Origin of the sequence: Kribbella voronezhensis (assembly GCF_004365175.1) — a bacterium.
Classification (GTDB): Bacteria; Actinomycetota; Actinomycetes; order Propionibacteriales; family Kribbellaceae; genus Kribbella; species Kribbella voronezhensis.
The window spans coordinates 2,190,399-2,208,579 of record NZ_SOCE01000001.1 but is presented as its reverse complement, the minus strand read 5'-3'; the positions used below and the strand labels follow the sequence as shown (position 1 = coordinate 2,208,579).

Sequence of the window (18,181 nt, the reverse complement as noted above, 5' to 3'; positions counted from 1 at the left end):
AAGTTTCCACTTGGCATCCCGGAAAAACCCGCTGCCGCTTGAGCCGCGACGAAGGACCGGCTACCTGGCGGCGGAGGTCGAGCGACTTGCGGCGGGCGGGTCAGGCGCCCGACGGTGAAGGCGTGAGGCGTGTATGCCGAACGACCAGGCCACCTGTTCGTCAGGCACGAGGTGCTGCCTACCGCTGTTCGAGCCGCGACGGAGGAGCGGCGATCCGGGGTGGGTGGTCGAGCGGCCGACGGAGGAGGGCGCGAAGCGGGTCGGCGTACGGAGGCTCAGTCTTCGTCGGTGTCGAAGTCGGGGTCTATTTGTTCGGGGGAGAGGGCCAGGACGTCGGCCAGTTCGAGGACGAGGGCGGAGCGGACCAGCCACGCGAGGCTGGTGCCGGAGCGTTCGGCTCTCAGTTCGATGGGGCGGCGGAAGACGATGATGCGGTAGGGCTCGTGGGACGTGCCGCCGGTGGAGTGGGTGAGGGGGATCTGACCTGCGTGCAGGTCGAGGTTCGGGACGTCCTCGATGGCGAACTCGACCCGGGCGACGACCTGGGGGAGGCGCTTCTCCAGGCGGGTCACCTCGATCGCGACGACCTCGTCGAACTGGGCCGCGGCCGACCGTTGCAGCGGTAGACCACGCGGCGCGAAGCTGCTCGGCCGGCTGATCGGTCCGAGCATGCCGCGCCCATGGCGGTCGATGTGCCTGCGATGACGGCGAGCCTCGGTCACGCGATCAGCCTAGTGGGGGTAGCGTCTGGACGTGAGCATCGCCAGGATCTGTTCGCGCGCCGCCTGCCATCGGCCGGCCGTGTCGACGCTCACCTACGTCTATGCCGACTCGACCTGCGTCCTCGGTCCGTTGGCCACGTACGCCGAACCGCACTGCTACGACCTCTGCGCGGATCACGCCGACCGTCTCACCGCCCCGAACGGCTGGGAGGTGATCCGGCTGGCTCCGGATCCCGCGGCGGCCGGCCCGTCCAACGACGACCTCGAGGCGCTGGCGAACGCCGTACGGGAAGCGGCTCGCCCGCTGCCGCCGACTCGCCCCGGACAGCCGGTGCCTGGTGCTCCGGTCGAGGTCGCCCGCCGCGGTCACCTCCGCATGCTGCGCGACCCGGACGACACCCCCGGCCACGACAACAAAGAACAAGCCTGAACCAGGCTGGGGCAGGACCGCCACACCATCAGTAGGCGCTCCGGCTGCGCTTCTTCGCGCCTGAAAGGGCCGCCGACTCACCGCACACCACCTGGTACTGATGGCGTGGCGGTCCGGCTCCCACCGACCTTGGCGTACGACGAACTCCCCCGAGCGCGGACGCACGACCGCGTTCCGTAGCGTGGGATGAGGTTGACGACGTTGTCATCGACTGACAAGACTCTTGCGCTGTGAACGATCAAAAACTACGCGTCGGAGTCGTCGGGCTGGGATTCGCCGGCCGGACCGCCCTGGAAGCCTTCGCCGAGCTGCCCGATGTCGAGGTGGTCGCGCTCGCCGGCCTGGAGAAGGACATTCTCGCCGACCTCGGTGAGAAGTTCCGGGTGCCGCAGCTTTTCGAGAAGTGGGAGGACCTGGTCGAGACCCCCGGCCTCGATGCCGTCAGCATCGGGACGCCGACCCAGTTGCACGCGCCGATCGCGCTGGCCGCCCTGGACAAGGGCCTGCACGTGTTGTGCGAGAAGCCGCTGGCCCGGACCGTCGCCGAAGGCCAGGCGATGGTCGAGGCCGCGAAGAAGGCCGGCAAGGTGCTGAAGGTGGTGTTCAACCACCGCGAGCGCGGCGACGTCGCGGCCCTGAAGCACCAGATCGACGAGGGCCAGCTGGGCCGCATCTACTACGCGAAGGCGCACTGGATGCGCCGCAACGGCATCCCCGGCATGGGCGGCTGGTTCACCAACCGCGAGCTGTCCGGTGGCGGCCCGCTGATCGACCTCGGCGTGCACATCCTCGACCTGGCCCTGCACCTGCTGAACGAGCCGAAGGTGACCACGGTCAGCGCGAACACCTTCGCCGAGCTCGGTCCGCGCGGCCGCGGCAGCTCCGCCAGTGTGATCCGGCCGACCGTCGACACGCTCGGCTCCAAGTTCGAGGTGGAGGACCTCGCCACGGCGTACCTGCGGCTCGAGGGCGGCGGTGCGCTGCAGCTGGAGACGAGCTGGGCGACGTACCGCGCTCCCGGCGACAACTTCGGGATCGAGCTGTTCGGTACCGAGGGCGGCGCGAAGATCGAAGTACAGAACTACACCAGTACCGACACGCTGCGGATCTTCACCGACGTCGCGGGCGTGCCCGCCGAGGTGCGGCCCGCCACCGGCGCGGGACTCGGTCACCGCGCGGTCGTCAGCGAGTTCGTCGCCATCGTGCTGAGCGGCGACTGGTCGGCGCACATCGGGTCCGAGGCACTCGTCCGGACCCAGGTCATCGACGCCTGTTACGCCTCGGCGCAGGCAGGACGAGAGGTCGTACTCGATGCTTAACGTCACCGTCTGGGGCGAGAACGTCCACGAGCAGGACGACGCCGCGGTTCAGAAGATCTACCCCGACACCATGCACGAGACGATCGCCGCCGGCCTGCGGGCGAAGCTCGGCGACGAGGTGAAGGTCCGTACGGCGTGGTTGCAGCAACCCGAGCACGGGCTGACCGAGGAAGTGCTCGCCGAGACCGATGTGCTCACCTGGTGGGGGCACCGCGCGCACGGCGACGTGGACGACGCCGTCGTCGAGCGCGTCCAGGAGGCGGTGCTGTCCGGGATGGGCCTGATCGCCCTGCACTCGGCGCATTTCTCGAAGATCTTCAAGAAGTTGATGGGTACGACGTGCTCGCTCGACTGGCGGTCGGAGGACGACCGCGAGCTGCTCTGGACCGTCGCCGCCGGGCACCCGATCGCGGCCGGCGTACCGCATCCGCTGGTGATCCCGCAGGAGGAGATGTACGGCGAGTTGTTCGACGTACCGCAGCCGGATGAGCTGGTGTTCGTCAGCTCGTTCTCCGGTGGCGAGGTGTTCCGCTCGGGCTGCTGCTACCGGCGCGGTCAGGGCCGGGTGTTCTACTTCCGCCCGGGCGACCAGGAGTACCCGACCTACCACCAGCCGGAGGTCCAGCAGATCCTCGCGAACGCCGTCCAGTGGGCCGCTCCGGTCGTACCGCGGCAGCTCCCGGACGTGCACCACCGGAAGACACCGGGCTGGTTCGACCAAGCCTGAAACACGGTAGAGGCCCGGGGCCGGATAGGGTCCACCTCATGGTTGACGTTGCTGCGATCTTCAAGGCGTACGACGTCCGCGGGGTCGTTCCGGACCAGCTGGACGAGGCGGTGGCCCGGGCGACCGGGGCGGCGTTCGTCGAGGTCCTGGACGTGCTCGCGGGCCCCGGGTCGGTGGTGATCGGGTACGACATGCGCCCGTCCAGCCCCGGGCTGGCGGCCGCGTTCGCCGAGGGTGTGACCAGCACCGGCGCCGACGTGATCGACATCGGCCTGGCCTCCACCGACCAGCTGTACTTCGCCTCCGGCCGGCTCCAGTTGCCCGGTGCGATGTTCACCGCGAGCCACAACCCGGCGAAGTACAACGGGATCAAGATGTGCCGCGCGGGGGCGTCCCCGGTCGGCTCGGAGTCCGGCCTGCGCGACATCGCGGACCTGGTCGCCAAGGCGGTGACCGAGGGACCGATCAGCGTCGCGGTGCCCGGCAAGGTGGTGCACAAGGACCTGCTGACGGCGTACGCCGATCATCTCAACGACCTCGTCGACCTGAGCGGCATCCGCCCGCTCAAGGTCGTCGTCGACGCCGGGAACGGGATGGGCGGGCACACCGTGCCGGCCGTGTTCGCGACCGGCCCGGTCGAGATCGTGCCGATGTACTTCGAGCTGGACGGCAACTTCCCCAACCACGAGGCGAACCCGCTGGACCCGAAGAACCTGGTCGACCTGCAGGCCAAGGTGGTCGAGGTGGGCGCGGATCTCGGGCTGGCCTTCGACGGCGACGCCGACCGCTGCTTCGTCGTCGACGAGAAGGGCGCGCCGATCTCGCCGAGCGCGGTCACCGGCGCCGTCGCCGTACGGGAGCTGGCCAAGCACCCGGGCTCGGCGGTGATCCACAACCTGATCACGTCCAAGGCGGTGCCCGAGTTGATCACCGAGCACGGCGGTACGCCGGTGCGCGCGCGGGTCGGGCACTCCTACATCAAGCAGAAGATGGCCGAGACCGACGCCGTGTTCGGCGGCGAGCACTCGGCGCACTACTACTTCCGCGATTTCTGGCGGGCCGACACCGGGATGCTCGCGGCACTGCACGTGCTCGCGGCGCTCGGTGAGCAGGACCTGCCGGCCAGTGAGTTGTTCGCCGTCTACGAGCGCTATGTGGCCTCGGGCGAGATCAACAGCCGGGTGGACGACGCGGCCGCGACAGTCGCCGCGATCGAAGACACCTACTCCGGCACTGACGGGATTACCGTTGACCATCTGGACGGTCTGACGGTCGACGCGGGGACGTGGTGGTTCAACGTCCGCGCGTCGAACACCGAGCCGCTGCTGCGGCTGAACGTCGAGGCTCCGGACGCCGCCACCATGGAGCGGGTCCGGGACGAGGTACTGGCCCTGATCACCGGCGCATCCACCCGAGAAGGAAACTGATGACTCCCCCTAACATCAACCTGGACCCCGACCTGCTCAGCATCCTGGTCTGCCCGAAGTGCCGCTCGGAGTTCCGGGTGGACGACGAGGCGAACGAGCTGGTCTGCACCAACGCGACCTGCGCCCTGGCGTACCCGGTCCGTGACGACATCCCCGTACTGCTGATCGACGAGGCCCGCGAGACCCGCCAGGAGAACTCGCAGGCATGAGCCTCTTCGACGACTCGCGGCTGGACGACCCCGCCGCACTCCGGGCGACCGATCATCTGCTGCGCCGCCTGGCGGGTGCGGGCGCTCGCGTCCGGGCCGAGATCGCGTTCTCCTCGGACGTGCTGGCCGGTCTGGGCAGCGACGGCTTCCGGCCCCGTGCGATCGTGGCCGCCGGTCGCGATGCCCGGCTGGTGCGAGCCGTGCTCGAGCCGGTCTGCCCGGTGCCGTTCGTGGCCTGGCCCGGTCCCGGCCTGCCGGGCTGGACCGGCCCGCTCGACCTGGTGATCGTCCTCGGCGGGACGTCGGAGGACTCCGGCGCGATGTCGGCAGCCTCCGAGGCCGTACGCCGTGGTTGCGGGCTGATGGTCGCGTCGCCGGAGGACTCGCCCGTCGCGCAGGCTTCGGCCGGCTCGCGGCACGCCATCCGGCTCCCGTCGCAGTCGGACGACCAGTTGGCCGCCGCCGTCGCAGTACTGCAGGCGCTGCACCAGATGGAGCTAGGGCCCGCGGTGGACGCGGACGCGGTCGCGGCGATGCTGGACGAGGTCGCCATCGAGTGCTCGCCGAACAACGACGTCGCGTCGAACCCGGCGAAGGATCTGTCGTTGATGCTGGCTGACGCGCTGCCCCTGGTGTGGGGTGGCTCGGTGCTGGCGGCTCGTGCTGCCCGTCGTGTCGTCGAGGCGATGCGGTTGGCCAGTGGGCGCCCGGCGCTCGCTGCCGACGCGGGACACCTGCTGCCTGTGCTTGCGAGCCAGCCACCGCGCGACGTGTTCGCGGACCCCTTCGACAAGCAGGAGGATCTCCGCCCCGGTCTGATCATCCTGGACGACGGGGTGGAGGACGAGGGCGTCATGGAGACCCAGCGGAAGCTGCAGGAGAAGGCCGAGCGGCACGAGGTCCGGGTGCATGTCGTCACCCAGGCCAACGGCACCGACGTGGCGCGCTACGCGGCCCTGACCCAGCACGGCCGCTACGCCGCGGCGTACTTGGGGATCGGCCTCGGCCGCTACGGCACGCCGGTCGACGACCGGTCGGCGCCAGGCAACCCCGCGGAGGATCCGGCGTGGTAGCTCGGCTGCAGAACACCATCCGGGACTACGCCTGGGGCTCGCGGACCGCACTCCCCGAGCTGCTCGGGGTGGAGCCGGACGGGAACCCGCAGGCGGAGCTCTGGATGGGCGCGCACGAGTCGGCGTCGTCGCTGGTCGGCGGCGAGTCGCTGTACCAGTTGGTGTCGGCCGAGCCCGCCGCAGTACTGGGTGAGGAGACGGCCGAGCGGTTCGAGGGACGGTTCCCGTTCCTGGCGAAGCTGCTCGCCGCCGAGCAGCCGTTGTCGATCCAGGCGCACCCGTCGCGGTCGCAGGCGATCGACGGGTATGCCCGGGACGAGGCGGCGGAGATTCCGCGCGACGCCGCCGACCGGAACTACAAGGACTCCTGGCCGAAGCCGGAGATCCTGATCGCGCTCGGACCGTTCGACGCGCTGGTCGGGTTCCGGCCGCTCGACGAGTCGGTCGCCTTGCTGGAGGCGCTCGGCGCTCCGGAGCTGCAGGAACTGGCCGATCTGCTCCGGGACGGGAAGTTGCGCGACGCGTTCACGCACTTCATGAGCTCCGACCGGGACTCCATCCGGCCGCTGGTCGCCGCACTCGGCGAGGCGTGCCGCCGGTACGACGGTACTGCGTGGGCCGTGGAGATCGAGACGCTCGACAAGCTCTGCGTGGACTTCCCCGACGACCCCGGCGTACTGGCCGCCCTGCTGCTCAACCGGGTCCGGTTGGAGCGGTTCCAGGCGGTGTACCTGCCGGCCGGGAACGTGCACGCGTATCTGCACGGCACCGGGTTCGAGGTGATGGCGAACTCGGACAACGTCCTGCGTGGCGGGCTCACCCGCAAGCATGTCGACGTACCGGAGCTCGTCTCCGTGGTCGACTTCGAGCCGCTCACCTCGCCCGTGCTGGAAGGCAGTGACGAGGCGGCCGGCGTCACGGCGTACGAGACCGGCTGTGAGTACTTCGCCGTCCGCCGGGTCGAGGTCGCCGGCGAGGTGGACGTGCGCGCGGAAGGTCCCCGGATCGTCGCGTGCGTTGAGGGAACGGTGACGGTAGGTGCTGAGGGCACCGAAGACACCGTCGAGTTGTCCACCGGTCAGTCGGCGTTCCTCCGAGGACCCGAAGGACCCTGTAATCTGCGGGGTTCCGGCACGGCTTTCGTCGTGTCCACAGGCTGAAGCCCCTTATTTCACTGGAGGATCACCGAAATGGCAGGTGGCGGTAACAAGGCCGTCGTCGCGGCGCTGCTGGCGAACACCGGTATCGCGGTCACGAAGTTCGCCGCCTGGGGGCTGACCCAGTCCGCCTCGATGCTGGCCGAGGCGATCCACTCGCTCGCCGACGCGGGCAACCAGGTCCTGCTGCTGGTCGGTGCGAAGCGGGCCAAGCGGGAGGCCGACGAACTGCACCAGTTCGGCTTCGGCCGCGAGCGGTACGTGTACTCCTTCATCGTCGCCATCGTGCTGTTCAGCGTCGGTGGATTGTTCGCGCTGTACGAGGGCTACCACAAGGTGCACGAGCCGCACGCGATCGAGCACTGGAAGTGGGTGCCGGTCGCCGTCCTGGTCGCCGCGATCGCGATGGAGTCGCTGTCGTTCCGTACGGCGATCGTCGAGGCGAACAAACTGCGCGGCTCGGTCGGGTGGACCCGCTTCGTCCGCAACGCAAGGGCTCCTGAGCTGCCGGTCATCCTGCTGGAGGACTTCGCCGCGCTGACCGGCCTGGTGCTGGCCCTGATCGGCGTCGTGCTGACTCTTGCCACCGGCAACGGAGTCTTCGACGGCCTCGGCTCGATGGCGATCGGCGCCCTGCTGGTCTGCGTCGCGATCTTCCTGGCCATCGAGATGAAGTCGCTGCTGCTCGGCGAGTCCGCGACCCGCGAGGTCCAGTCGCACATCGTCACCGCCATCGAGAGCGTGCCCGGTGTACAGCGGTTGATCCACATCAAGACGCTGCACCTAGGCCCGGAGGAGCTCCTGGTCGCGGCCAAGCTCGCAGTAGCCCCCACCACGGACGCGGCTGTGGTGGCCGAAACCATCGACGCAGCCGAACGAGCGATCCGCGCGGCGGAACCGATGGCGCAACAGATCTACCTGGAGCCGGACATCTACAGCGAGACCTACACCCCAGACGAACGCCCCGCCGTCCCCGAGGCCCCTTCCCACTAAACGCACCCGCTTCGCGCCCTCCTGCGTCGGCCGCTGGTCCCACCCACCCCCGGGTCGCTGCTCCTGCGTCGCAGCTGGTTGCTTGACCAGCAGTCCGCCGGCTCGCTACCGCAACCGCCGCTGGCTCCAACGGCTACTGCGTTGTGTTCGCGTGGGTGTGCTCGTGGAGTTGGTCCAGCCGCTGAGGCGTCGTAGTTCGGTGCAGGCGTCTTGGGGTGAGGTGTTACTCCATCGACTGCAGGATGCGGTCGAGGGTTTGGCAGCCCATTTTGCTCATCGTCGGGTTGGTGTCGACGTAGTACCAGACGACGCCCATCGCCTGTTGGAATGCCCAGGCCTTGCCGCGCTCCCACTCGAGGTCGTCGCAAGCCAGTGTCCGTCGGAGGACATCGCGCGGGCCGGCCTGCAACAGGTGCCACGCGCCGACCAGATCCAGCGCGGGATCGGCCGGGCCGAAGCCGCCGGTGTCCAGTACGCCGCTGAGCCGGTCTCCCTCGACCAGTACGTTGCCGGGAATCAAGTCACCATGGCTCATCACATCGGCACTCGTGCGCGGCAGCTCCCGGAAACGGCTCCACAGTCGGCGCAGCGGGGGCACGTCGAGCAACCCCTCGCTCTCCTCGAAGCACTTCGCCATCCATTCGTCGTGGTCGGCGAGTACGCCGCCACGACCTTCGCCGCTGAAGAGTCGTCCTCGTGTGTCGGCCTTTCGCAGGGCTGCGATGAACGCCCCAAGGTCCTCGGCAAAAGCGTTCGACCCACTGGCGTCGGCGTGGAAGGCGATCGTTCCCGGCAGCCAGGTCTGCACCGACCACGGCATCGGGTACCCCGCTCCCGGCCTTCCCAACGCGACGGGTTCGGGGACGGGAAACCGAGACACCTGTGCGAGCTCCGCACTCGCCCGGGCTTCCCGTTCCAGAACCGCCAGCACCTCGGCAGCATCGGCCAGCCGCAGCGGGAAGCGCGCAGACAGGTCGTCCCCTATCCGGAAGATGGCGTTGACCGTCCCCGTCGACGGCAGGCGTCGAATCGCCTGGCCGTTCCACTGCGGGAACTGCTCCTGGATCAAGGTCGCAACAACTTCGGCGGTCACGTCCACTTGGTCAACGTGCATGTGGTTCTCGCAGGCCCTTCCACTAGCCCAATCCGAACAGCCGGAAGCAGCCCAGCTCAAGGAACGACAACCAGTATTCCTACGCCCGGCTACAGAGCAACCGAGATTTTGGCGACCCACCGACGATGGTGGTGGTGAGCGGTCTCAGGCCGCCAGTGCTTCGCGGAGGGTGGAAGGCTTGTCCGAAGGTGTCGCGGATAGCGCTGTCGTCCACGACAAACGGGCGCTCGGTTATGTAGCTCATCTCGGCAAACTCCCGCCACAGCGGATCGGTGAAGGACAACAGCGCTCCTCCTTGGACGCGGCCCGCATCTGGGCACTGCAGCATCTGGACCTGCCCATCTCCCTGCACGACCTGGCCGGCCGGGCCCAGGTCAGTGTGCGGACGCTGACCCGCCGGTTCACCACCGAAACTGGTGTGACGCCGTTCCAGTGGCTACTCCAGCAGCGGCTGCTGCGTGCCCGCGAACTGCTGGAGACCACCGATCTCACCGTCGACCACGTGGCCCGCCGCAGCGGCCTCCGCTCCGGCGAGTCCCTCCGCCAGCACCTGAACCGCCACCTCGGCATGACCCCAGCCGCCTACCGAGCCGCCTTCACCCAACGCCCGAGGATGAGCACCGCTCAGAGTGCGTGAGGACCGGCTCCGTCCGACAGGGACGACCTCCTGCCGTTGCCGTGAGTACTACGGCGCGCTGGCCCCAACAACCAGTTCCTGCGGGACTGGCGCTCAACACACAACCCCCGTAACAGTCGGAGCCAGCGACGCTCGCGGCAGTCGTTGCCGTGAACGCTCCGGTCGTCGACAAGCGCCAGCTCCCCGGGGGATTTGGGCTTGACCCGCAACGCAGTAGCCGTTGAAGCCAGCGGCGGTTGCGGGAGCGGCAGGCGGGGTGCTGGTGAAGCGTCTAGCCGCGACGGAGGAGCGGCGTCCTGGGGTGGGTGGGTCGAGCGTCTGACGAAGGAGGACGCGACGCGGGTTCAGCGGGGGCGGTTGTGTGGGGGTGGGAGAACGCCGGAGCGGCCGAGCCAGTGGAGGGCGCGTTCTCGGTCTATTTCGGCGGGGCTGGGTGGGGTGGAGAGGCGGCCGGTTCGGTAGCCGAGGTTGCGGATGTCGGCGGCTACCGAGGGTTCGGCGAGGGCTCGGAGGGCGAAGGCGAGGGCGGCCGGCGTCACGTCGTACCGGTGTTCCAGTTCGAGCGCGAGCCGGACCGCGGCGAGGTCGCGGGCGTCGTACTGGCGTTGGGTGCCGCGGCTGGCGCGGGAGCGGGGGAGCAGGCCGAGCGCCTCGCGATAGCGCAACATTCTGGGGGTGGTGCCCAGCCCGCGGGCTGCCTCAGTGATCCGCATGACACCAATCTTGACATTTCAGTGTCAGGAAAGCCCGTTCCGGTGCACCTGCCACCCGCGCGACCCCTAGGCTCGACCCGTTGACCTCAACCGACACCCTCAAGGGAGCGGCACCGCATGACGTTCGATTACAAGGTGGCAGATCTCGGACTCGCCGAGTTCGGTCGCAAGGAGATCCGGCTCGCCGAGCACGAGATGCCGGGCCTGATGGCGATGCGCGCGCAGTACGGCGACAGCAAGCCGTTGTCCGGCGCCAAGATCATGGGCTCGTTGCACATGACCATCCAGACCGCCGTGCTGATCGAGACGCTGACGGCGCTCGGCGCGGAGGTGCGCTGGGTCTCCTGCAACATCTTCTCCACCCAGGACCACGCGGCCGCGGCGGTCGTCGTCGGCCCGGACGGTACCGCGGACGAGCCCAAGGGTGTCCCGGTCTTCGCCTGGAAGGGCGAGACGCTCGAGGAGTACTGGTGGTGCACCGAGCAGGCGCTGAAGTGGCCCGGTGCTGACGGCCCGAACATGATCCTGGACGACGGCGGCGACGCCACCATGCTCGTCCACAAGGGCACCGAGTTCGAGAAGGCGGGCGCCGTACCGGACCCGTCGACCGCGGACTCCGAGGAGTACGCCGTCGTCCTGACCACGCTGACCCGGACGCTGAAGGAAGACCCGCAGCTCTGGACCACGATCGGGGCCGGCATCAAGGGCGTCACCGAGGAGACCACCACCGGCGTGCACCGGCTGTACGAGATGCACAAGGCCGGCGCGCTGCTGTTCCCGGCGATCAACGTCAACGACTCGGTCACCAAGTCGAAGTTCGACAACAAGTACGGCTGCCGGCACTCGCTGATCGACGGCATCAACCGCGCGACCGACGTGCTGATCGGCGGCAAGGTCGCGGTCGTCTGCGGGTACGGCGACGTCGGCAAGGGCTGTGCGGAGTCGCTGCGCGGCCAGGGCGCCCGGGTCATCGTCACCGAGATCGACCCGATCTGCGCGCTGCAGGCGGCGATGGACGGCTACCAGGTCACCACGCTGGACGACGTCGTCGGCATCGCCGACATCTTCGTCACCACCACCGGCAACAAGGACGTCATCACCGCGGACCACATGTCGCGGATGAAGCACCAGGCGATCGTCGGCAACATCGGCCACTTCGACAACGAGATCGACATGGCCGGCCTGTACAAGACCCCGGGCATCGAGCGGGTCACGATCAAGCCGCAGGTCGACGAGTTCCGCTTCGCCGACGGTCACACCGTGATCATCCTGTCCGAGGGCCGGCTGCTGAACCTGGGCAACGCCACCGGTCACCCGTCGTTCGTGATGTCGAACTCGTTCACGAACCAGGTGCTCGCGCAGATCGAGCTGTTCGTGAAGACGAACGAGTACCCGACCGACGTCTACGTGCTGCCCAAGCACCTCGACGAGATGGTCGCCCGGCTGCACCTCGACGCACTCGGTGTGAAGCTCACCGAGCTGTCCAAGGAGCAGGCCGAGTACCTCGGCGTACCGGTCGAGGGTCCGTACAAGTCGGACGCCTACCGCTACTGAGTCACCAGTACGACGTACGCACCGGCGCCCCGCGAGCTGCTCGCGGGGCGTCGCTGCGTTCTCCGGGCCATTCCCTGCCGGGAATTGAGAGTGCCGCGACCGCACAGCAGGATCAGTGCTGTCGAGAAAACACTGTCAGGCAAGGAGAAATCGATGATCGACAGCAGCACGCGTGACCTGGTCGCCCGGTACGTCGGAGTCTGGGGCGAGCCCGACGCCGAGCGGCGCCGCCGGACGATCGAGGAGCTCTGGACCGAGAACGGCACCCACCTGCTGCACCCGCCGGAGGAGATCCGCGCGGCCGCGGGTGGGCTCGGGTTCGCGGCGACGACGCTGACGGCGACCGGGTACGACGAACTCGAGGCCCGGGTCGCCCGCAGCTACGAGGAGTTCGTTGCTGACGGCAAGTACATCTTCCGGCCGCGGGACAACGCCGTACGGCTGGACGACCTGGTCAGGTTCAGCTGGGAGATGGTCTCCACCGCCGACGGCGAGGTCGTCGGCGAAGGACTCGAGATCCTGCTGATCGACAGCGATCGGCGCATTCGCACCGACTATCAGTTCCCCAATCCCTGAGTCAGCAGGGCGGCGGTCTCGGCGTCCGCGGGGAGGAAGGCTTCCAGCTTCAACTCGGCGACGGTCACGTCGAGGGCGGTGGCGAAGGTGGTGATCGTCGTCGTGAGGTGCAGGTCGCCGCGGGGAGAGCGCAGGTGCATGGGCGCGGCGAAGCCGACATGGTCGGGGCCCGGCTCGACATGCGGGACGTAGGCGGCCAGTTCGTCGCGGAACTCGCCCGGTGGCAGGCGGTCCAGGATGTGCTGGGCCCACTGGGAGAGATTGGCGATCCGCGGCGCCACGCCGTCGGGGTGCAGCGACAACCGCAGGACGTTCACCGGTGGTTCGAGCAGCTTCTCCGCAACGCCTTCCGTGAACAGGCTGAAGGCGTCGTTCGCCAGCACGAGGTTGTGGTCGGCATCGACGACGATTGCGGGGTACGGCAGGTGTCCGGCGAGGATGTGGTCGAGCGCCGATCGCACGTGCTCCAGTGCGGGGTCGTCCAGTCCGGTCTGCGGATAGACCGGGGCGTAGCCGGCGGCGAGCAGCAGGTCGTTGCGGTCGCGGAGTGAGAGTTCCAGCGATTCGCCCAGGCGGACGACCATGGTGCGTCCCGGCTGCGAACGCCCGGACTCGATGAAGCTGAGGTGCCGCTGGGTGGTGCCGGCGCGGAGCGCGAGGTCGAGTTGGCTGAGGTGTCGTTCCTGCCGGGCCGACCGGAGGGCCTGAGAGAAGTTCACCCCACGCAGTCTGCCTGGCGCCTCAGACAGTTACGACCACTGATCGGGTTCGCTACCCGGTGCATGCCAGCCCTGCGCGTTGACCTTCGTCGGCTCACCTTGCGGTACTACGCGCGCAGGCGGCTGGGGGTAGGGCATGCCTTGCGGGTGCAGCTGGGGCTGTGGGGCCGGCGGCAGGGCGCCGTACGGGCTGGGCGGTGCGTACGCGGTGCCGAAGGGTCCGGTGTAGGCCACGAATCGAGGGCCTTGGGTTGCCAGCCGGTTCAGTTCGCGGCGACGGCGCTCGGCCAGTACTGCGGACAGGAACGCGGGCGACGAGAGCTGCACGGGCGGTGCTGGTGCCGTCACTCCGCCGACACGGAAGGCGAGCGCGTCGCCGAGCGCGATCCGCGCGCCCGGCTCCAGCTCGGTGTAGCGGGCGAGGTACTCCCGGGCCGTGTTGGCCAGCTCGTCGGAGAGCCGGGACAGCTCCAGTGAGTGCGCCCACTGCACCAGATGCGCCGGTACGAACAGCGGCGGGGAGGCCATCGGCTGGTGCCGTTCGCGGATCACCACGGTGCCTGCGACGAGGTCGCCGATCCGCTTGCCCTGCTTGTTCATCAGGCTCGTCACGATGCCCGGGCTGGCGGCGAACCACGGCGCGAAGTCGACGAACAGCCACAGCAAGGTCCGGACCAGCGCATGCCGGAACCGGATCGAGCTGCCGTCGTCGCGGACCACCTTGAGGCCGAGCATCAGCTTGCCGAGCGTGCGGCCGCGGGTGAGCGTCTCCATCACCACGCGGTAGCCGACCAGCACCAGCAGCAGGACGAAGAAGACGATCGCTCCCCTCAGCGCCGGGCTGGCACTCGTGAGCAGGAAGCCGAACAACGTGGTGAACAAGATGGCCAGCACGATCCCCTGGATGACCACGTCGATCGCGCAGGCGAGGGCGCGGGTCGGCATCCGCGCGATCCGCACCTGGAGGACGACTGCTTCCCCCGTGACCAGCTGAGACACGTCCGCCTCCCTCCTGCGACCAGTGTCCTGCATAGCAGGGCCGCTGCGTGCCCCCGACCCCGCCGTACGGGAGACTGGGCGGGACCGGACGGAGGGGGCGGGATGGACGTAGAGGCATTCGTGTCGGTTCACCAGCCTCAGTGGGACCGGTTGGCGCAGCTCACCCGGCGGCAGCGACGGCTGACCGGTACCGAGGCCGACGAGCTCGTGCTGCTCTACCAGCGCGTCGGTACCCATCTGTCGGCCCTGCGAGCAGGGGGAGCCGACCCGGTCACGGTCGGGCGGCTGTCGGGCCTCATAGCGGACGCCAGGGGTGCCGTCACCGGCGTACAGGCTCCTGTCTGGCGTGACATCTCGCGGTACTTCCTGGTGAGCTTCCCCGCAGCGCTGTACGCCTCACGTCGCTGGTGGCTGACCATCGGCCTGTTGTTCTACGTAGTTGCCGCGTGGATCGCGTGGCGGATCATCGCGCACCCGGAGCTGCTCGACTCCGTCGCGACACCGGCGCAGATCCAGCAACTGGTCGACAAGGACTTCGCCAGCTACTACTCCGAGAATCCGGCCCAGGACTTCGCGCTGCACGTCTGGATCAACAACGCGACCATCTCCGCCGCCGTGCTCGCGATCGGTGTGCTGCTGGTGCCCACCATGTTCGTGCTGTGGAGCAACGCGGAGAACCTCGGCGTCGTGGCCGGCGTGATGATCAGCCACGACAAGGCAGGCGTGTTCTTCGGCCTGATCACTCCGCACGGCCTGCTCGAGCTGACCGCCGTGTTCGTCGCCAGCGCGGCCGGTCTGCGGCTCGGGTGGTCGTGGATCGCACCGGGTCCACGGACCCGGATGCAGGCACTCGCCCAGACCGGCCGCGCGACGGTGGGGATGGCGATCGGCTTGGCGGTGATCCTCCTGGTCACCGGGATGATCGAAGCCTTCGTCACCCCGTCGCCGCTGCCGACCGCCGTACGGGTGGGGATCGGTGTGCTCGCCGAGGCCGGGTTCTTCGTCTACGTCTGGACGCTCGGCCGGCGAGCCTGGAAGGCCGGCGAGTACGGCGACGTCGAGGAAGCCGATCGCGAGGCGACTGCGCCGGTCTCGGCCTGAGCAGGCGTTTGCAGGGGGGTACCAAGACCGTATGAGGACCGCCCAGCAAGCCCAGCAGAGCCGCGTCTACGACTGGTCGATCACCGTCGGCCTGATCGCCTACGGTCTGGTGTATCTGCTCATCGGTTGGATCGCCCTGCAGATCGCGTGGGGCGGCACGTCGGAACAGGCCTCCCAGCAAGGAGCCCTGCAGGAACTCGCGAGCAAGCCGTTCGGGACGGCATTGCTCTGGATCGCCGCCATCGGCCTGTTCGCGCTGGTGATCTGGCGGGTGCTGCAGCTTGTCTACGGACACCTGAAGACCGACCGGAAGGTGTCGGCCGTCGGCCGCGGCATCGTCTATCTCGTGCTGGGGATCAGCGCCATCAAGATCGCCACCGGCGGTAGCGGCGGCAACCAGAAGGCGTTGACCGCGCGGGTGATGGCCCATGGTTCCGGCCGCCTCCTGATCGCCGTCGCCGGCCTGGTCATCCTCGGGATCGGCCTCTACCAGATCTACAAGGCCTGGAAGAAGAAGTTCCTCGAAGACCTCAACGGTGGTGTCTCCAGGACAACGATCCTGCTCGGGCGGCTCGGCTACCTCGCCAAGGGAATCGCGTTCGCCGTCACCGGTGTGCTCTTCGTCTTCGCTGCGATCGACTACGACCCGAAGAAGGCCGGCGGCCTCGACACCGCCTTGCGCACACTGAAGGGCCAACCGTTCGGTACCGGCCTGCTCACCCTCGTGGCACTGGGCTTCGCCTGCTTCGGCGTCTACTGCTTCGTCTGGTCCCGCAACGCCCGGCACTGATCCAGCCCGGCGGTGCCAAGCAACGGAAGTATGACAAAACCGGTAAATCGTTGACGCACTACCGCTCGATGGTGTGGTTTTCTCCCACAACCACACCAGGGCGGAAGGTGCGTGCGGCGGATGCGGAAAGTGATCTGTGCACTGGCGGCGATGGGGCTACTGGCGCTCGGCGGGCTGACATCCCCGGCGGTGGCGGCGGAGCCGGCCAAGCCGAAGGTGATCAGGGTCGGCGCGACCCAGGCGATGGACTCGATGAACCCGTTTCTGGCGGTCCGGCTGGTCTCCTCGTCGATCCACCGCTGGATGTACGGCTTCCTGACCGTGCCGGACCCGAAGACCCTCCAGCCGAGCCCCGACCTGGCCGAGTCCTGGACGACCTCGCCGGACGGGCTGACCTGGACCTTCAAGATCCGCGCCGCGAAATGGTCGGACGGGCAGCCGGTCACGGCCGACGACGCCGCCTGGACGTTCACCAAGATGATGACCGACGACGGGGCGAAGACCGCGAACGGCCCGGCGGTGGAGAACTTCGCGAGCGTCACCGCGGCCGGCCAGGACCTCACGATCAAGCTGAAGGCCCCGCAGGCGTCGATGCTGGACAACCCGGTCCCGATCATGCCCAAGCACGTCTGGGAGAAGGTCGGCGACATCTCGAAGTACGAGGCCGACGACTTCCCCGCCGTCACCAGTGGTCCCTACATCGCGGTGGAGCAGAAGAAGGACCAGTACGTGAAGCTGAAGGCCAACCCGGACTACTGGCGCGGGCCGGCGAAGATCGACGAGTTGCAGGTGATCTTCTACGACAACCCGGCCGCCGCGGTCGTCGGGCTGAAGAAGGGCGACATCGACCTGATCGGCCGGCTGGCACCGCCGGACTTCGAGGCGCTCAAGGGTGACCCGAACATCGTCCAGTGGAACACCCAAGGCCGCCGGTCGTCGTACCTGCAGGTCAATCTCGGCGCCACCACCAGCGACAACAAGCCGATCGGCGACGGCCATCCCGCGCTGAAGGACCAGCGGGTCCGGCAGGCGCTGCACTACGCGATCGACAAGCAGAAGCTCGTCGACGAGGTGCAGAACGGTCTCGCCGTACCGGCCGACGGGTCGATCGTGCCGCCGATGTACAAGGACTTCTTCTGGTCCGCCAGCGGCGATCAGAAGGTCACCCATGATGTTGCCAAGGCCAACAAGATTCTCGACGACGCAGGTTACAAGAAAGGTGCCGACGGCATCCGGACGATGCCGGACGGGTCGCGGAAACTGCAGTTCCGGTTCAGCATCCACACCGACACACCGATCGAGGACAAGCTCGCCGAGTACCTGACCGGCTGGTTCAAGGAGATCGGCATCACGCTGACCACCAAGCGGCTCGACTCGAGCAAGTTCACCGAGGAGACCGGTACGACGGCGTTGTTCGACCTCGCCATCAGCGGCTGGTCGGTGAACCCGGACCCGGAGGAGGTGCTGGCGACGCACCTCTGCAGCAGGCGTCCCACCGCTTCGGGCCAGGGCGGCGGCACCGAGTCGTTCTACTGCGACCCGCAGTACGAGGCGCTCTATCAGCAACAGCAGAAAGAGCTCGACCGGCCGAAGCGGGCCGAGATCATCAAGCAGATGGAGCAGCGGCTCTACACCGACGCGCCGGTGATCGCCCTCTACTACCCGAACGACCTGGAGGGCTACCGCAAGGACCGGATCGCCAAGGTGACTCCCATCCCCGAGGACAAGGGCATGCTGTACGGCGGCAGCGGCTACTGGCCGTTCTACACGCTGGAAGCGGTGACGTCCGGCGGCAAGGACGACAGCGGTTCGAACACGGGCCTGTACGTCGGACTGGGTGCCGCTGTCATCGTGCTGGCGGGAGCCGGGCTGTTCCTGGCTCGTCGTCGCCAGGGTGTTGCGGACGACCGCGAATGACCGG

Annotated in this window: 19 protein-coding genes; 14 read left to right on the top strand and 5 right to left on the bottom strand. The window is 68.3% G+C overall.

The genetic code is table 11. The annotated features are described in order from the left end of the window. Window positions 1–275: 275 nt before the first annotated feature. A complete protein-coding gene (locus tag EV138_RS09940; RefSeq protein WP_238158048.1) occupies window positions 276–722 on the bottom strand; it encodes a metallopeptidase family protein in 447 nt (148 codons plus the stop codon). A 31-nt stretch (window positions 723–753) separates the two neighbouring features. Between EV138_RS09940 and EV138_RS09935 the strand changes: the two genes are divergently transcribed. From EV138_RS09935 to EV138_RS09900, 8 genes are all read left to right on the top strand, one after another. Beyond that, window positions 754–1,152, top strand: coding sequence for a DUF3499 domain-containing protein (locus EV138_RS09935; protein WP_133978087.1), 399 nt, complete (start codon window positions 754–756; stop codon window positions 1,150–1,152). A 230-nt stretch (window positions 1,153–1,382) separates the two neighbouring features. Further along, complete coding sequence (locus tag EV138_RS09930; RefSeq protein ID WP_133978086.1) at window positions 1,383–2,471, top strand: Gfo/Idh/MocA family protein; 1,089 nt, start codon at window positions 1,383–1,385, stop codon at window positions 2,469–2,471. Next, complete coding sequence (locus EV138_RS09925; RefSeq protein ID WP_133978085.1) at window positions 2,464–3,198, top strand: ThuA domain-containing protein; 735 nt, start codon at window positions 2,464–2,466, stop codon at window positions 3,196–3,198. Before EV138_RS09930 ends, EV138_RS09925 begins: the two co-directional genes overlap by 8 nt. 38 nt (window positions 3,199–3,236) lie before the next feature. Then, complete coding sequence (locus tag EV138_RS09920; protein WP_133978084.1) at window positions 3,237–4,625, top strand: phosphomannomutase/phosphoglucomutase; 1,389 nt, start codon at window positions 3,237–3,239, stop codon at window positions 4,623–4,625. Then, a complete protein-coding gene (locus EV138_RS09915) occupies window positions 4,625–4,834 on the top strand; it encodes a Trm112 family protein (protein WP_166678543.1) in 210 nt (69 codons plus the stop codon). The genes EV138_RS09920 and EV138_RS09915 overlap by 1 nt, the downstream gene beginning before the upstream one ends. After that, on the top strand, window positions 4,831–5,907 hold the full coding sequence (locus EV138_RS09910) for an SIS domain-containing protein (RefSeq protein WP_133978083.1): 1,077 nt from the start codon (window positions 4,831–4,833) through the stop codon (window positions 5,905–5,907). Before EV138_RS09915 ends, EV138_RS09910 begins: the two co-directional genes overlap by 4 nt. Beyond that, window positions 5,901–7,067: a mannose-6-phosphate isomerase, class I gene (gene manA / locus EV138_RS09905; RefSeq protein ID WP_133978082.1), complete on the top strand. Its 1,167-nt coding sequence runs from the start codon at window positions 5,901–5,903 to the stop codon at window positions 7,065–7,067. The genes EV138_RS09910 and manA overlap by 7 nt, the downstream gene beginning before the upstream one ends. Window positions 7,068–7,097: 30 nt before the next feature. Beyond that, window positions 7,098–8,057 carry a cation diffusion facilitator family transporter gene (locus tag EV138_RS09900; protein WP_133978081.1) on the top strand — a complete coding sequence of 320 codons (960 nt, stop codon included), beginning with the start codon at window positions 7,098–7,100 and terminating at the stop codon, window positions 8,055–8,057. Between the two features lie 223 nt (window positions 8,058–8,280). Here the strand turns inward: EV138_RS09900 and EV138_RS09895 are convergent, their stop codons facing one another. Then, on the bottom strand, window positions 8,281–9,171 hold the full coding sequence (locus tag EV138_RS09895) for an aminoglycoside phosphotransferase family protein (protein WP_133978080.1): 891 nt from the start codon (window positions 9,169–9,171) through the stop codon (window positions 8,281–8,283). A gap of 178 nt (window positions 9,172–9,349) precedes the next feature. On the opposite strand from EV138_RS09895, the gene EV138_RS09890 reads away from it, so the two are divergent. Next, window positions 9,350–9,808 carry a helix-turn-helix domain-containing protein gene (locus EV138_RS09890; RefSeq protein ID WP_202866681.1) on the top strand — a complete coding sequence of 153 codons (459 nt, stop codon included), beginning with the start codon at window positions 9,350–9,352 and terminating at the stop codon, window positions 9,806–9,808. Between the two features lie 344 nt (window positions 9,809–10,152). On the opposite strand, the gene EV138_RS09885 is transcribed toward EV138_RS09890, so the two are convergent. After that, on the bottom strand, window positions 10,153–10,521 hold the full coding sequence (locus EV138_RS09885) for a MerR family transcriptional regulator (RefSeq protein WP_133978079.1): 369 nt from the start codon (window positions 10,519–10,521) through the stop codon (window positions 10,153–10,155). Window positions 10,522–10,638: 117 nt separating this feature from the next. On the opposite strand from EV138_RS09885, the gene ahcY reads away from it, so the two are divergent. Then, window positions 10,639–12,075: an adenosylhomocysteinase gene (gene ahcY, locus EV138_RS09880; protein WP_112246711.1), complete on the top strand. Its 1,437-nt coding sequence runs from the start codon at window positions 10,639–10,641 to the stop codon at window positions 12,073–12,075. Between the two features lie 153 nt (window positions 12,076–12,228). After that, on the top strand, window positions 12,229–12,651 hold the full coding sequence (locus EV138_RS09875; RefSeq protein WP_133978078.1) for a hypothetical protein: 423 nt from the start codon (window positions 12,229–12,231) through the stop codon (window positions 12,649–12,651). Here EV138_RS09875 and EV138_RS09870 read toward each other — a convergent pair. Continuing rightward, window positions 12,633–13,370: a helix-turn-helix transcriptional regulator gene (locus EV138_RS09870; RefSeq protein WP_133978077.1), complete on the bottom strand. Its 738-nt coding sequence runs from the start codon at window positions 13,368–13,370 to the stop codon at window positions 12,633–12,635. The two genes, EV138_RS09875 and EV138_RS09870, sit on opposite strands and share 19 nt — an antisense overlap. A gap of 30 nt (window positions 13,371–13,400) precedes the next feature. Further along, window positions 13,401–14,369: an RDD family protein gene (locus EV138_RS09865; protein WP_238158047.1), complete on the bottom strand. Its 969-nt coding sequence runs from the start codon at window positions 14,367–14,369 to the stop codon at window positions 13,401–13,403. A gap of 102 nt (window positions 14,370–14,471) precedes the next feature. On the opposite strand from EV138_RS09865, the gene EV138_RS09860 reads away from it, so the two are divergent. The 3 genes from EV138_RS09860 (at window position 14,472) to EV138_RS09850 (ending at window position 18,177) form a co-directional block, all read left to right on the top strand. Then, a complete protein-coding gene (locus EV138_RS09860; RefSeq protein WP_133978076.1) occupies window positions 14,472–15,470 on the top strand; it encodes a stage II sporulation protein M in 999 nt (332 codons plus the stop codon). Window positions 15,471–15,501: 31 nt separating this feature from the next. Beyond that, window positions 15,502–16,260, top strand: a complete 759-nt coding sequence (locus EV138_RS09855; RefSeq protein ID WP_133978075.1) for a DUF1206 domain-containing protein — start codon at window positions 15,502–15,504, stop codon at window positions 16,258–16,260. Between the two features lie 120 nt (window positions 16,261–16,380). After that, window positions 16,381–18,177, top strand: a complete 1,797-nt coding sequence (locus tag EV138_RS09850) for an ABC transporter substrate-binding protein (protein WP_133978074.1) — start codon at window positions 16,381–16,383, stop codon at window positions 18,175–18,177. Window positions 18,178–18,181 lie beyond the last annotated feature (4 nt).

Excerpts from the sequence above, each read along its gene's own strand:
- EV138_RS09875 (WP_133978078.1), top strand. The coding sequence starts at position 12,229 with ATGATCGACAGCAGCACGCGTGACCTGGTCGCCCGGTACGTCGGAGTC.
- EV138_RS09850 (WP_133978074.1), top strand. The coding sequence starts at position 16,381 with ATGCGGAAAGTGATCTGTGCACTGGCGGCGATGGGGCTACTGGCGCTC.
- EV138_RS09900 (WP_133978081.1), top strand. The coding sequence starts at position 7,098 with ATGGCAGGTGGCGGTAACAAGGCCGTCGTCGCGGCGCTGCTGGCGAAC.
- EV138_RS09855 (WP_133978075.1), top strand. The coding sequence starts at position 15,502 with ATGAGGACCGCCCAGCAAGCCCAGCAGAGCCGCGTCTACGACTGGTCG.
- EV138_RS09860 (WP_133978076.1), top strand. The coding sequence starts at position 14,472 with ATGGACGTAGAGGCATTCGTGTCGGTTCACCAGCCTCAGTGGGACCGG.
- EV138_RS09915 (WP_166678543.1), top strand. The coding sequence starts at position 4,625 with ATGACTCCCCCTAACATCAACCTGGACCCCGACCTGCTCAGCATCCTG.
- EV138_RS09910 (WP_133978083.1), top strand. The coding sequence starts at position 4,831 with ATGAGCCTCTTCGACGACTCGCGGCTGGACGACCCCGCCGCACTCCGG.
- ahcY (WP_112246711.1), top strand. The coding sequence starts at position 10,639 with ATGACGTTCGATTACAAGGTGGCAGATCTCGGACTCGCCGAGTTCGGT.
- EV138_RS09925 (WP_133978085.1), top strand. The coding sequence starts at position 2,464 with ATGCTTAACGTCACCGTCTGGGGCGAGAACGTCCACGAGCAGGACGAC.
- EV138_RS09920 (WP_133978084.1), top strand. The coding sequence starts at position 3,237 with ATGGTTGACGTTGCTGCGATCTTCAAGGCGTACGACGTCCGCGGGGTC.
- EV138_RS09895 (WP_133978080.1), bottom strand. The coding sequence starts at position 9,171 with ATGCACGTTGACCAAGTGGACGTGACCGCCGAAGTTGTTGCGACCTTG.
- EV138_RS09885 (WP_133978079.1), bottom strand. The coding sequence starts at position 10,521 with ATGCGGATCACTGAGGCAGCCCGCGGGCTGGGCACCACCCCCAGAATG.